Here is a 12,891-nt window from a genome sequence, read left to right as displayed (position 1 = left end):
CTGCTTTTTTTTGCCCATATGATATATCTAATTCTGTGCATCCTTTCATCTTCAATGATTTATGTGATTTTTAGGGTTGCAAAAAATTACAACTGTAAACTTCAATCATTAATTACTATAAATTATTTAGCAGCCAGCTTGTTGGGCATTCTTTTATTTCAACCATTTGCAAATGGTAAAAATCCGGTAGCTCTTCCCCACTGGACACCTTTTGCTGTATTGCTCGGGATTCTATTCATTGCCATGTTTTACCTTATTGGTCACTCCTCGCAAAAGGCAGGAATAACAGTAACAACACTCGCCAATAAGTTATCACTTGTCTTTCCGGTAGCTTTTTCTCTTATCTATTTTAACGAACAGATTTCAACCATAAAAGCAATTGGAATTGTTACGGCTATAATTGCAGTTGGACTAACCGTTTACAAAAAAGAGATCACCAGAACAAACCTCATTTATATTGCTTTGCCCCTGTTTCTGTTTTTAGGTAGCGGAGTAATTGACTCATTGGTAAAGTATGTTCAGGCGGTAAAAATTGCAGACAATGAAACTTCATTGTATACCATTTTGGTTTTTACTGTTGCCTTTTTATGCGGAATTGTCATTTCAATTCTCACAAAAACATACCGGCAACGATTAAATCCGGCAACACTGGTTTTCGGGACACTTTTAGGAGTAGTTAATTTTGGTTCGCTGTATTTTATTATAAAAGCATTATATAATTCGGGACTGGAAAGCTCGCTTGTTTTTGCACTGAATAATATGGCCATTGTAGCACTTACAGCCATTTTGGGTAATTTACTTTTTAAAGAACGACTGAATAAGGTTAACTTTGCCGGAGTTATTTTAGCACTCATCAGTTTATATTTCTTGTTATAATGGACGATCAATATAAAACCATAGAAACACCGAGTACCGGCTACTTTAAAGACAAAGGCAGCAAATTTTACTCGTATGCCTATCCTTTAAAAAATGAAGACGAAGTGAAAGAGCTGGTTAACGCATTAAAAAAAGAACACCACAGCGCGCGTCATCATTGTTATGCATGGCGATTGGGAACTGAAGAAATACGCACACGGGCCAACGACGACGGCGAACCATCATCTACAGCAGGAAAACCCATTTTAGGGCAATTACAAAGTTACGATGTAACAAATATTCTGGTGGTGGTAGTTCGTTATTTCGGAGGCACACTGCTCGGTGTTAGTGGCCTTATCAATGCTTACCGGTCGGCTACTGTTGAAGCACTGAACAATGCTAATATTTTATCAAAACTCATTGAAATTCAGTATGAACTGAAATTTGAGTACGATATGCTGAATACAGTAATGAACAAGCTGAAACAGGACAACTACGATATTGTAACGACCGATTTCCAGGAAAGCTGCCGATTGATATTTAAAGCCCGAAAATCGGAGGATGAGAGCGCTTTCGGATCGTTTAAAGAAATATACGGGATAGAAATAAAGCGATTCAGTTAGAATTTCTTTTGTGTTAATAAAATGCTGATAAGTACGCCAAACTATTTTTGACAAACGTTAGCTAACACTGTATTTTTGAAGCATGATGCTACGCGTGATATTCCACTCTGATTTTCTTGAGCGAGGCACTAAAAAACGCTTTGAGAATATTTCTTTTTCCCATCGCAGCATTAGACGATTTTTAAAGGCAATCGTTTTTTTCTACAAAAAAGGTTCTACTTTTTTTCAAATTAAAGAAGACCAACATTTTATTTTCAAAAATGTTGGTCTTCTTTTTTTACGTCAACTACATTATCAAATTCAATATTTAAGGCAATGAAGAAGGATTTAATTTCAATCACAGATTTCTCGAAAGAAGAATATCTGAGAATTATGGAACTGGCTGCGGATTTTGAGAAGAATCCAAACCAGGAGCTTTTGAAAGGGAAAGTTGTTGCTTCCCTTTTTTTTGAGCCATCAACACGCACACGCTTAAGTTTCGAAACGGCCATTAATCGATTGGGAGGACGAATTGTTGGTTTTGCTGATCCCGACAGCTCGAGTGCTACAAAAGGAGAAACGCTGCACGACACCATAAGAATGGTAAGCAACTATGCCGACATTATTGTAATGCGCCATCCGCTGGAAGGTGCAGCACGCTATGCTGCAGAAGTGTCCAGTGTTCCCATTATAAATGCCGGAGACGGTGCCAATCAGCACCCAACACAAACGCTTCTCGATATGTATTCCATTTTAAAAACTCAGGGAACACTTGATGATCTGAACCTGTTTATGGTTGGCGATCTTAAATTTGGAAGAACTGTACACTCGCTACTGCAAGCCATGTCAGTTTTCGAGAATCCGATTTTCAACTTCATTGCCCCCGAAAGTCTGCAAATGCCACGCGGTTTTAAACACCACCTTGAAGAAAGAGGCATTCGTTATTTTGAGCACGAAGAGTTTACCGATATTATTTCAGAAGCAGATATTATTTACATGACCCGCGTTCAAAAAGAACGTTTCTCTGATCCTATCGAATACGAAAAAGTTAAAGATGTGTATATTCTAAATAAAGCAATGCTGGAAAATACCAAACCAAATGTTCGGGTATTACATCCGCTTCCACGCGTTAACGAAATTGCCACCGATGTTGACAGCAGCGAAAAAGCTTATTATTTTGAACAGGCACTGAATGGTGTTTTCACCCGCGAAGCGATTATTTCACATGTAATGAACCTTAAATAATACCGCCATGGAAAAAAATGATATGAAAAAGAAGCTGAAATTAAAAGTCAGCGCCATTAAAGACGGAACAGTGATCGACCATATCCCTGCAAAAAGTTTATTTGAGGTAATAACAATATTGGGTCTTGATACGATTGAAAACCAAATCACTTTTGGAACTAACCTCGAAAGTGGAAAGCTGGGAGCAAAAGCAATTATCAAAGTTTCTGATAAATTTTTTGAAAATGATGAAATCAACAAAATTGCGTTGATTGCACCACACGCCAAACTCAATATCATAAGAGATTACGAGGTGGCCGAAAAGAAAATTGTTGAGATTCCACAAAAGATTACAGGGATTGTAAAATGCTTTAATCCAAAGTGTATTACTAACCACGAAAAGATAACCTCCTGTTTTAGTGTAATTAACACTAGTCCGGTTGCCTTAAAATGCAGATACTGCGAAAAAATAACTGCCGAAGACGAAATAAAAATGTTGTAAGAATTAATTGTTTTCTATTAAATCCGCCTTTTTAAAGAAACAAGAAGGCGGATTTTTTATATATTTGCACGTCCAAAATCGGAGCGGAAATAAACACCGAAAGTTTTGGAAGTTAATACCAAAATTGCCCAGTTGGTGGAATTGGTAGACACGCTAGTTTCAGGGACTAGTGCTCGCAAGGGCGTGAAGGTTCGAGTCCTTTACTGGGCACTTTGAGAAAATCAAAGAATTTCAAAAGCACTTAAAATCAATGATTTAAGTGCTTTTCTTTTTAGTGAAATACCAAAAAAGGCCATATACATGGCCTAATTGGGAAGTTTTACTGATTTAATTTAGAACTGAACCAGTATTTTCATAATTTTCCCTGGGTCTTCAGACCATTCTTTCATTGCCATTGGCGCGTCCTCCGGACTTACCGTTTTTGAGATCAATATCTTCTCATCAATGTGGCTGCTTTTCAGATACTTTATCACTGCTTCAAAGTCTGACGGATTTGCATTGCGCGATCCCATTATTTCCAATTCTTTCTGCACCCAAAGCTTAGTTGTGAATGATACCTCCGTACCGGCATAACCAATACAAACTACCCGACCTGCATATGCAACTTCGTCAATGGCGGCACGGTATGTAAGCGGATTTCCTGCAGCTTCAATTGCTACATTTGGACCATCTCCATTTGTAATTTCATGAAGTTCTTCGTGTAAATCCTGATCTCTCGAATTAATTGTGAAATCGGCACCCAACTGTTGAGCAATTTTGAGTTTCACATTATCGATATCTACCGCAATAACCGTCGCGCCACGCAGTTTTGCACGCACAATTGCCCCGCTTCCAATCATTCCACAACCAAATATCACGACTATATCAATATCTGTAACTTTTCCGTTGTCGATGGCGTGAAAACCAACAGTTAGCGGCTCTACCAAAGCAAGTTGCACTTCCGACAAAGCTTCATGTTTTAACACTTTTTGCCATGGAACAGCAATGTATTGTGCCATTGCCCCTTCGCGCTGAACCCCCAGAGTCTCATTAAAACGGCAGGCATTAAAACGCTTTTGTTTACACGACGAGCATTGTCCACAATTGGTATAAGGAACAACTGTAACAGCTTGTCCTTTCTGAAATCCTTCAGGAACATTCTCTCCGGTTTTTTCGATAACTGCCGATATTTCATGCCCCGGAATACGAGGGTAGCGTACCATTGGATTTTTCCCGAGGTAAGTACTTAAATCGGAGCCACAAAACCCTACATATTTTATTTTAAGAAGAACATCTCCTTTTCCAATTTGCGGCATTTCCCGTTCTACTATTTTTACCTCGCCGGGATTAGTTATTTCAATTGCTTTCATTTATTTGTACAAAAATTAAATATTGTATATCCTTTGTGCATTTTCATACAGGATTAAATCCTGTTCGTCTATCGTAAACTTTGAAATAGATTTTTTAACCAAAAAAATCCAGTTGGAATAGCTTGTGGCTACCAGGCATACTGGCCAGTCGGAACCAAACATCAGCCGAGACGGGCCAAAAACCTCAAAAACTGTTTCTAAATACGGGGTGAGTTGTTCTTCTGTCCATAGTTTGTAGTCAGCCTCGGTAACCATTCCGCTTATTTTACACGAAACGTTTTCGCGTTTTGCCAACTCTTTTATGTTTTTTGCCCAGGGTTCCAATTCGTTTATTTTAATTTTGGGCTTCGCAATATGATCTACGACAAACTGCTGTTCGGGATGCTGATCAACAAAATGTATCGTATTGGGCAGTTGGTGTTCAAAAACAAGAATATCATAAACCAGATTGTAGTCTTTTAATAGTGAAATTCCACAATTAAAATCTTTCCTTAAAATGAATTCGGGATCAAGTTCTCCCTGAACCACGTGCCGAACACCTTTCAACCACTGATTGCTTTTATATTCTTCTAAAATCTGTTTAATGTTTTTGTCTGCCAGAGGCAACCAGCCCACCACACCTTTCATAAAGTCATTTTCAGAAGCCAAGTTTAGAAGCCAATCGGTTTCCTCAAGCGATTGACGTGCTTGAACTGTAATTAGGCCTTCTACTTCAGTTTTTGTTAGGATAGATTGCAAATCGAAAGGTAAAAAAGACTTTCTGATGGTTGCCATTTCATCATCAATCCAATTAAATTCAACCGGATTGTAATTCCACAAATGATGATGTGTATCAATAATCATTATCTTCGATTTTATAAATAAGGATATTCAACTTCAATAATCTTTTCACTTTTTAGATTAGCCCAAAATGCTTCTGGAAATTCCTGATTCAAAACCGTTTTATTATGTGCCATACGGTGAGGTTTGCTGGGATTTATCGCAATCGCAGTAATCTGTGGTGCCGAGAGCGCAAACTTTAAACAGGCATCACCTGGAGAAACATTGTGTTTCTTACAGACTGCAAAAAACTTTTCGCGCCAGGCAAACAAATGTCGATCTGCTGGATTTTCCGAGTCGACAACCCTATAATCAAAATATTTGCCGCCGGTTAAAAACCCTGCGTTAAATATCGCCGAGTTGATAATACCAACTCCATCCTTTTCAAGTTGAACAATAAAATCAACAATGGCCTTTGGATGATGATAAACGGTAAATTTATTAGCAAACATCACCCAATCGAATTTCATCTTTTCGTACAATTCTTTTATAATCAACCAGTCTTTTGAGCCAATACCAACCGCTTTTACTTCGCCTTTCTCCTTTAGTTTGAATAAAGCTTTATAAGCACCTAAAATTTCGTCCATACGTTTTTGCCGGTCTTTATCGTCGGTTGCAGCCATTAAATATTCATCGGGGTCGTGAACAGAAACGATTTCGGGCTTATATTTTCCACCCAACAATTCACAACCCTGTTGCCAGCATTCCAAAATTCCATTATAACTGATCTTTTGGACAGCATCGTATTTTAGGTTTGCCCAGGCTCCCGGCTCAAATGTTGGCTCAGGACTTGATAGCGGCACACGATACCAACCCAACTTATTGCTTATTGTAACCTGAGAGGGATCAATACAAAGTTTTTCCAGCCCTTGTCCAATAACTTCCAATGCAAGGCCGGCACCGTATTTCCCGGCACTGTCTATCATTACTTTCCCATCAGCTACATTAAACCATTCCTGCATGAGGCTTAGCTTTTCAACTTCCGAGAGTTCACGGTAAAGATTTCCCAGATAACTGGTTCCGTAAATTATTTGTGGACAGAATAATCCTGTATTTCCCAATGATCGCATCCTACTCATTTGTGTGTCTTCTTTAATTGAATCATCAATGCTATTATATTCGATACTATGATCCAGATCATAATTCCGCTCCATCTACTGTCATTTTTTCATTTGCAGGAGCTTTGTCACCTTTTATCTGAAAACAGAATACAAATGTTTCCTCACTAACTGAGTCATCGCCTTATTGTGATTACAGTAATGATTGGTATGTAATATCGTAAATAATCATTTACCGTATAGGTATATTTCTATTTGACGAATTCCAACGTCTTTTATAATCAGTGCTATTTCAGACCATGCATTTCCCTTAGTATCACCAACTAAGATAAAAATAGAAATTAAATAAATCCTTTAAATAAAATGATTGCAGAATTTTCATTTTTAATGATGTCAAAGTATACCATTCCATTTCGTTGTTAATGTGAGCCCGAACTAAACAACAGCAAAACTTTTTAAGAAAATGAACACCTTTAGAATTCATTTAGAAACTCGCAAGCATCAAATTAAAGATGGCACAACTACTATTCATTCCCGTATCATACTTTTCAGCAGTAACACCACAGTTTTATTCATTCGAAGTAAGCATAAAATCAATTCCACTCATTAATCCATCCAATTCAGCAAGTCCTTTCAGCCGTCCGATTAAAGGATATCCGGGGTTATAGGAGGCTTTATAATCATCTATAATTTTAATACCATGATCAGGACGAACTGGCATTTTCACATCCGCTCTTCCCATTTTTATCCTGCGTTTCTGTTCCTGAAGTAAAGCAAGCATAATTTTGGGCATATTTTGGGTTCCGGACAAATGCCCCGATTCGTAAAAACTACCATCCTCAAGTAAAAGGGTATTTCGTAAGTGCACAAAATGAATGCGATCGCGGGTTTTTTCAATCACCTCAAGCAAATTGTTTTCTTTTCTTGCTGATAACGAACCTGCACAAAATGTTACGCCGTTATTTGGCGAAGTATTTGCCTGAAAAAGCCACTCATAATCTTCTAGCTGACCAATAATTCGTGGTAATCCCAAAACCGGAAATGGCGGATCATCGGGATGAATAGCCAATTTTACACCGGCTTCTTCAGCAACCGGAATAACATCATCAAGAAAAGCTTTTAAATTGTTGCGTAGTTGATCTTTCCCGATGTTTTTGTAACGGTGGATAAACTCTAGAAAAAGGTCTTTTGGATCTGACACTGAGCCATCAATCACACCATCAATAAAACCTTGCGTAACGACAATAATATTGTAGGCCAGTTCATCGGCTTCCTGTTCCGTCATCTTTTCAAAAACCTCCTGGGCTTTTTTAACGATCTCTGCCGGATAATCACTTTTTGCGCCCGGGCGTTTTAAGATAAAAACATCGAAAGCCACAAAAGTTGGAAAATCAAAATACATCGATTCCCCGCCATTCTTTAGCTTGAAATGCAGATCGGTTCGTGCCCAGTCTAAAACAGGCATAAAATTGTAGCAAATGGTGTCGATGCCACATTCGCCAAGGTTTCGCACCGATTGTTGGTAATTGGTAATTAAACGTTCGCGGTCGGTCGAACAGATTTTTATCCCCTCTGAAACCGGAAGGCTTTCCACTACGCTCCAACGCATACCTCGTTTTTCGATGGCTGTTTTTACCTTCATTATCTCGTCAACCGGCCACACCTCACCATTTGGAATGTGGTGTAGGGCTGTAACCACTCCTTCCACTCCTATTTGTTGCAAACCATCAAGCGTTACCAGGTCTTTCTCGCCAAACCAACGCCACGTTTTTTCTAAAGCCATTTTCTATTCGTTTACCAACTTTTGTATAAAAAAAGTAGTAATGCCAAAATCAGGCACACCGCTTTTTTTCTCTATTTCTAATACAAATTTAAGTATTGTCAGGTTCATTTTTACACGCCGCTAAACGAACTAAAACCGCCATCTACGGGTAGAATTACACCGGTAATAAATGATGCGGCCTCGGAGCATAAAAACTGCACCGCACCGTTCAATTCTTTTATATCGCCAAAGCGTCCCATCGGTGTGCGTGCAATTACTTTTTTACTTCGCTCGGTGTACGATCCGTCAGGATTGATCAAAACATTTCGGTTCTGGTCGCCAATAAAAAAGCCCGGAGCAATAGAATTTACCCGTATTTTTTCACTGAATTTTGTGGCCATTTCCATGGCCATCCACTGTGTAAAAATATTGATGCCGGTTTTTGACACCGAATAACCCAGAACACGCGAAATAGCCGAATAGGTAGCCATTGATGAAATGGTGATGATGCTTCCTTCTCCCACATTCGACATGGCTTCACCAAAAACAAGACTTGGAAAAACAGTCCCATTTAGGTTCAGGTCGGTTACTTTCTGAAAGTCATCAATTTTCATATCGAACACCGTTTGTTGTTCGGTTAAGGTAGCTCCGGGCATATTTCCTCCAGCTGCATTAATCAGAATATCAATCTTTCCCCATTTCGCAAGAAGTAACTCCCTTGTTTTCTTTAGGTCATCAATGTCGAGCACACTAGATACAAAACCAACAGCCTCGCCTCCAACCTGTTGAAGTTCCTCAACCCTGCTATTTACATTATCTTCGCGAATATCAAGAATGGCCACTTTTACACCTGCTTCAATTAAACTGCGGGCAATACTTCCCCCCAAAACTCCCCCTCCGCCAGTTACAATAGCAACCTTGTCTTTTAAACTAAACATTTTCTTTTCTAATTAAATTTATTCTGCTGTTCCTTCGATGGTAATTATTTTTCCATTAGCATCGTATTCCAGTTCAACAACTTTCATGCTACGTAGCCAGGTTTTTCCTTTTGAAGGAACACAGTCGTGATGAAACAGGTACCATTTTCCTTTAAATTCAACAATCGAATGGTGTGTTGTCCAGCCCACAACCGGCGTTAAAATTACACCTTGGTAGGTAAACGGGCCATAAGGATTGTCGCCAACAGCATAGCACAATTTGTGCGTGTTTCCGGTTGAATACGAAAAGTAATATTTGCCGTTGTATTTATGCATCCACGAGGCTTCGAAAAAACGTCGGCCGTGGTCGCCGGCTTTAACCGCCTCGCCGTTTTCATCCAAAATAACCAATGCTTTTGGTTCTTCGCCAAACTCCAGCATATCGTCGCTTAATTTGGCAACACGCGCCGGCAGTGCCTGTTCATCGTCGGCAGGTTCCTGGCCACATTCAATGGCTTTGTTATCGCGGTAACGTTGCAACTGGCCGCCCCATAAACCACCAAAATACATGTAATGATTTCCATCTTCATCCTCAAAAACACAAGGATCGATAGAGTAACTGCCTTTCATTGGTGCTTCCTGAGGTACAAATGGTCCTTCAGGTTTATCGCTGATGGCGACACCAATGCGGAAAATATCCGTTTTATCTTTCAGCGGAAAATAGAGGTAGTATTTTCCGTTTTTAAAAGCACAGTCGCTATCCCACAACTGGCGGCCCGACCACGGAATGTCTTTTACAGCGAGCGCTACTCCATGATCAGTAACTTCTCCGTCGATATCGTCCATCGAAAAAACATGGTAGTCGCGCATATCAAAATGATCGCCCAGGTCGTTTTCAGGAATTCCCGATTCCACATCGTGCGAGGGGTAGATATAAATTTTCCCATTAAAAACATGTGCTGCCGGATCGGCAGTATAAAGGTCTTCAACCAGGTATCGAGCTTTCTTCATCTTACTATTATTTTTGCTTTCAAAATGATTTAGATTAAAAATATCCGGGAGCTGTCCTACTGCACAACCCCCGGAATACTAACTAACTAACTAACTAACTAACTAACATCAATAAATAACTAATTAATATTTTCTGCTTTACTAGCTTCTTCTATTAACTTTGGGACAATGCTTTTAGGTTGATAATTACGATCGAACAAGAGCGGATAATCGGTGCGCCCCGGAATTGGGAAGCCATTTTTCCACGATGTTCCATCAGAAACGCCCCAAAGTGTTACACGTGTAACAGAATCAGAATGCTTTAGGAACAGACGGAAGAAATCGAGCATCCTGTTGTCCCACTCCGTCATTTTCTCTTCAGGAACACCGTCGGTATAAGGATTCAACTCTTTTTGGTACTCAAGTCGGGTACCAATATCAGCACCAACATCGCGACGCCTATTTGGTAAAATCGACATATCCAACTCGGTAACCATTACTTTCATTCCTTCATTAGCATATGCTTCAATTGCTGCTTCATAATCTTCGAGCGAAGGGCTATCCATTCCAATGTGTCCCTGCATACCAATTCCGTCGATACGAATACCGTCAGCTTTTAAGTCACGCACCATCTGAACAATTGCATCGCGTTTTCCCGGATACCATTCGTTATAATCGTTGTAATACAATTCTGCATCAGGATCGGCTTCATGCGCAAATTGAAAAGCCAGCTTTATAAAGTCGTTACCAACAATTTGGAGGAACTTACTGTTTCGCATGCTGCCATCTTCCATAATGGCCTCATTCACAACATCCCATCCTTTAATTTTACCTTTGTAACGACCAACTACTGTATAAATGTGGTCTTTCATGCGTTGAATCATCACTTCGCGCGAAACATCATTTCCTTCATCATCGCTAAAAAACCATCGTGGAGCCTGCGAATGCCAGATCAGGCAATGGCCGGTTATAAACTTATTGTTTTCAACTCCAAATTCAACAAACTGATCGGGAAGTTCAAAATTGTATTCGTCTTCTTTTGGATGAATCGGCCCGCTTTTCATACAGTTTTCGGCAACAATAGCACTAAACTGGTTTTTTATCACCTTAACTGCGGCAGTATCTCTTCCGGTAATCTGCCATTCATTTAAAGCTGTGCCAATATAAAATTTATCAGCAAAGGCTTCTTTTAATGTTGCTGTTTTTTTCGACTCTGTTGTTGTTTCAGTATTACACGCCGCAAAAATGCCTGCGAGTAGAACAAATAAAACAAATCCATTAATCTTTTTCATTTTTATGGTATTTATGGTTTAAAATATTTTATTCGATCAAAAAATCATCATTGCAGATTATTATAATCTTCGCTGTATTAAATCTTCCTGAATCTGTACTTCTTTCTTTTTATTTATTTCGTAAAAGAAAAGTAGCGCTACTCCGATTAAAAAAGGAATCGAAGGATAAATACTAACCAGCATTTTTGCTCCCTGTGCCACGGTTTCGGGCTGAACAAGTTCCTGCCCGGCTGCTACTGCATCTTTCGATACATAGCCGTAGATACCCAGAATCCAGGTAACAATTGCACCTCCAATTGCCAGACCGGCTTTTAATCCTACCATCATTGCCGAGAAAATTATTGCCGTGGCGCGGCGGTTGTTTACCCACTCCGAATAGTCGGCAACATCGGCAATCATTGCCCATAGAATTGGGGTTGTAACTCCATAGAAAAACATATGAAGTGCCTGCGCTAAAAACATTAATCGCACGTCTTCAGGATTATAAAACAGGAATGACACAATAAATAAGGTGGCAATGAACAAGGTTGTTCCAAATACATCGCGCTTTCCGAATTTGTTGGCCAGTTTACTGGAAACAGCAATACCAATCATCGAGCATATTATTCCTCCGGCATTAAATAATCCAAAGCCTGCCGAAGCTATATCCGAATCAAAAAAGTTAATTCCAACACTGGTAAAGGAATCAAGAATGGGTTGAAGAAAACTTTGCAAAGCTGCTTCATCAACGTAATTGTTGAAATAATAAACATACGAACCGCCTTTCATGGCCAGTGTAACAAAAACCAGAATAGTTAGCGTTAACATGATGATCCATGGACGGTTTTTGAATAAATCACCCAGGTCTTCTTTTAAGCTTGATGTTTGTTCAGGACGGGGAACTACACGCTCTTTTGTTGTTAGGAAAGTAATCAATAAAAGTCCGGTGCCAATTATGGCCATCCAGGTCATTACCGATTCTATTCCGGCCGCTTTATCGCCATCGCCCACATGCAAAATAATGGGCAACATAAATACCTGTACAAAAAATTGGGCAAACATTACGGCCGCAAAACGGTACGACGACAAACTGTTTCGCTCCGACATATCGCCGGTAAGTACGCCACTTAATGCCGAATATGGTAAATTACTTGCCGCATAAGCCAGCAACAACAAGGTGTAAGTTCCGGCTGCGTAAATCAGTTTTCCTTTGTACGTAAAATTGGGCGTTGTAAAAGCCAGCAAGGCAATTACTCCTAAAGGAATGGCTGTAAACAAAATCCAGGGGCGAAATTTTCCCCAGCGTGAATGTGTGCGATCGGCCAAAGCGCCAATAATCGGATTAAAAGCAAAAGCTGCTACCAGGCCTACGGTCAACATAATTACTGATGCGTGTTCGTTCTGTAATCCATAAATATCAGTATAGAAAAACGCCAGGAAAGTAACCAGGGTTTGAAACACCAGGTTGGCAGCCAGGTCGCCAAGGCTGTATCCTATTTTTTCCAGTACAGAAACTTTCTGTGAGTTAGTTTTCATTTGATT

At 39.6% G+C, this 12,891-nt stretch carries 12 protein-coding genes and 1 tRNA gene; 5 read left to right on the top strand and 8 right to left on the bottom strand.

Features of this window, described 5'->3' with window-relative positions; translation table 11 throughout:
- Positions 1–18 precede the first annotated feature (18 nt).
- The 5 genes from G0Q07_RS10370 to G0Q07_RS10350 all read left to right on the top strand — a co-directional run bounded on the left by G0Q07_RS10370 (position 19) and on the right by G0Q07_RS10350 (position 3,393).
- The gene (locus G0Q07_RS10370) at positions 19–876 is read left to right on the top strand and encodes an EamA family transporter (protein ID WP_449503980.1); all 858 of its coding nucleotides are present in this window, start codon (positions 19–21) and stop codon (positions 874–876) included.
- The gene (locus tag G0Q07_RS10365; RefSeq protein WP_163346021.1) at positions 876–1,478 is read left to right on the top strand and encodes an IMPACT family protein; all 603 of its coding nucleotides are present in this window, start codon (positions 876–878) and stop codon (positions 1,476–1,478) included. The genes G0Q07_RS10370 and G0Q07_RS10365 overlap by 1 nt, the downstream gene beginning before the upstream one ends.
- A gap of 315 nt (positions 1,479–1,793) precedes the next feature.
- Entirely contained in the window at positions 1,794–2,702 is a 909-nt protein-coding gene (pyrB, locus tag G0Q07_RS10360) for an aspartate carbamoyltransferase (RefSeq protein WP_163346020.1), read from the top strand.
- A 7-nt stretch (positions 2,703–2,709) separates the two neighbouring features.
- Positions 2,710–3,183 (top strand): aspartate carbamoyltransferase regulatory subunit, encoded by a 474-nt coding sequence (pyrI, locus tag G0Q07_RS10355; protein ID WP_246222876.1) that lies wholly within the window; start codon positions 2,710–2,712, stop codon positions 3,181–3,183.
- 126 nt (positions 3,184–3,309) lie between these two features.
- Positions 3,310–3,393: transfer RNA gene (locus G0Q07_RS10350), tRNA-Leu, on the top strand.
- A gap of 122 nt (positions 3,394–3,515) precedes the next feature.
- On the opposite strand, the gene G0Q07_RS10345 is transcribed toward G0Q07_RS10350, so the two are convergent.
- The 8 genes from G0Q07_RS10345 to G0Q07_RS10310 all read right to left on the bottom strand — a co-directional run bounded on the left by G0Q07_RS10345 (position 3,516) and on the right by G0Q07_RS10310 (position 12,885).
- A complete protein-coding gene (locus G0Q07_RS10345; RefSeq protein ID WP_163346019.1) occupies positions 3,516–4,532 on the bottom strand; it encodes a zinc-binding alcohol dehydrogenase family protein in 1,017 nt (338 codons plus the stop codon).
- A gap of 15 nt (positions 4,533–4,547) precedes the next feature.
- Positions 4,548–5,375 carry an amidohydrolase family protein gene (locus G0Q07_RS10340; RefSeq protein ID WP_163346018.1) on the bottom strand — a complete coding sequence of 276 codons (828 nt, stop codon included), beginning with the start codon at positions 5,373–5,375 and terminating at the stop codon, positions 4,548–4,550.
- An 11-nt stretch (positions 5,376–5,386) separates the two neighbouring features.
- A complete protein-coding gene (locus G0Q07_RS10335) occupies positions 5,387–6,505 on the bottom strand; it encodes an aldo/keto reductase (RefSeq protein WP_246222875.1) in 1,119 nt (372 codons plus the stop codon).
- Between the two features lie 472 nt (positions 6,506–6,977).
- Positions 6,978–8,192 carry a mannonate dehydratase gene (gene uxuA / locus G0Q07_RS10330; protein ID WP_163346017.1) on the bottom strand — a complete coding sequence of 405 codons (1,215 nt, stop codon included), beginning with the start codon at positions 8,190–8,192 and terminating at the stop codon, positions 6,978–6,980.
- A gap of 110 nt (positions 8,193–8,302) precedes the next feature.
- Entirely contained in the window at positions 8,303–9,109 is an 807-nt protein-coding gene (locus G0Q07_RS10325; RefSeq protein WP_163346016.1) for an SDR family oxidoreductase, read from the bottom strand.
- 18 nt (positions 9,110–9,127) lie between these two features.
- A complete protein-coding gene (locus G0Q07_RS10320; protein ID WP_163346015.1) occupies positions 9,128–10,099 on the bottom strand; it encodes a glycoside hydrolase family 43 protein in 972 nt (323 codons plus the stop codon).
- A gap of 119 nt (positions 10,100–10,218) precedes the next feature.
- Entirely contained in the window at positions 10,219–11,370 is a 1,152-nt protein-coding gene (locus G0Q07_RS10315; RefSeq protein ID WP_163346014.1) for an endo-1,4-beta-xylanase, read from the bottom strand.
- Positions 11,371–11,430: 60 nt separating this feature from the next.
- Positions 11,431–12,885 carry an MFS transporter gene (locus G0Q07_RS10310; RefSeq protein WP_163346013.1) on the bottom strand — a complete coding sequence of 485 codons (1,455 nt, stop codon included), beginning with the start codon at positions 12,883–12,885 and terminating at the stop codon, positions 11,431–11,433.
- Positions 12,886–12,891 lie beyond the last annotated feature (6 nt).

The sequence above is a fragment of the Draconibacterium halophilum genome (genome assembly GCF_010448835.1).
Lineage (GTDB): Bacteria > Bacteroidota > Bacteroidia > Bacteroidales > Prolixibacteraceae > Draconibacterium > Draconibacterium halophilum.
Note: the sequence above shows the minus strand (reverse complement) of the source record. Positions and strands in the feature narration are given on the sequence as shown.

What these genes read in the sequence shown, in the direction of transcription:
- G0Q07_RS10370 (WP_449503980.1), top strand. Translation starts at nt 19, where the DNA reads ATGATATATCTAATTCTGTGCATCCTTTCATCTTCAATGATTTATGTG.
- G0Q07_RS10365 (WP_163346021.1), top strand. Translation starts at nt 876, where the DNA reads ATGGACGATCAATATAAAACCATAGAAACACCGAGTACCGGCTACTTT.
- pyrB (WP_163346020.1), top strand. Translation starts at nt 1,794, where the DNA reads ATGAAGAAGGATTTAATTTCAATCACAGATTTCTCGAAAGAAGAATAT.
- pyrI (WP_246222876.1), top strand. Translation starts at nt 2,710, where the DNA reads ATGGAAAAAAATGATATGAAAAAGAAGCTGAAATTAAAAGTCAGCGCC.
- G0Q07_RS10345 (WP_163346019.1), bottom strand. Translation starts at nt 4,532, where the DNA reads ATGAAAGCAATTGAAATAACTAATCCCGGCGAGGTAAAAATAGTAGAA.
- G0Q07_RS10340 (WP_163346018.1), bottom strand. Translation starts at nt 5,375, where the DNA reads ATGATTATTGATACACATCATCATTTGTGGAATTACAATCCGGTTGAA.
- G0Q07_RS10335 (WP_246222875.1), bottom strand. Translation starts at nt 6,505, where the DNA reads ATGGAGCGGAATTATGATCTGGATCATAGTATCGAATATAATAGCATT.
- uxuA (WP_163346017.1), bottom strand. Translation starts at nt 8,192, where the DNA reads ATGGCTTTAGAAAAAACGTGGCGTTGGTTTGGCGAGAAAGACCTGGTA.
- G0Q07_RS10325 (WP_163346016.1), bottom strand. Translation starts at nt 9,109, where the DNA reads ATGTTTAGTTTAAAAGACAAGGTTGCTATTGTAACTGGCGGAGGGGGA.
- G0Q07_RS10320 (WP_163346015.1), bottom strand. Translation starts at nt 10,099, where the DNA reads ATGAAGAAAGCTCGATACCTGGTTGAAGACCTTTATACTGCCGATCCG.
- G0Q07_RS10315 (WP_163346014.1), bottom strand. Translation starts at nt 11,370, where the DNA reads ATGAAAAAGATTAATGGATTTGTTTTATTTGTTCTACTCGCAGGCATT.
- G0Q07_RS10310 (WP_163346013.1), bottom strand. Translation starts at nt 12,885, where the DNA reads ATGAAAACTAACTCACAGAAAGTTTCTGTACTGGAAAAAATAGGATAC.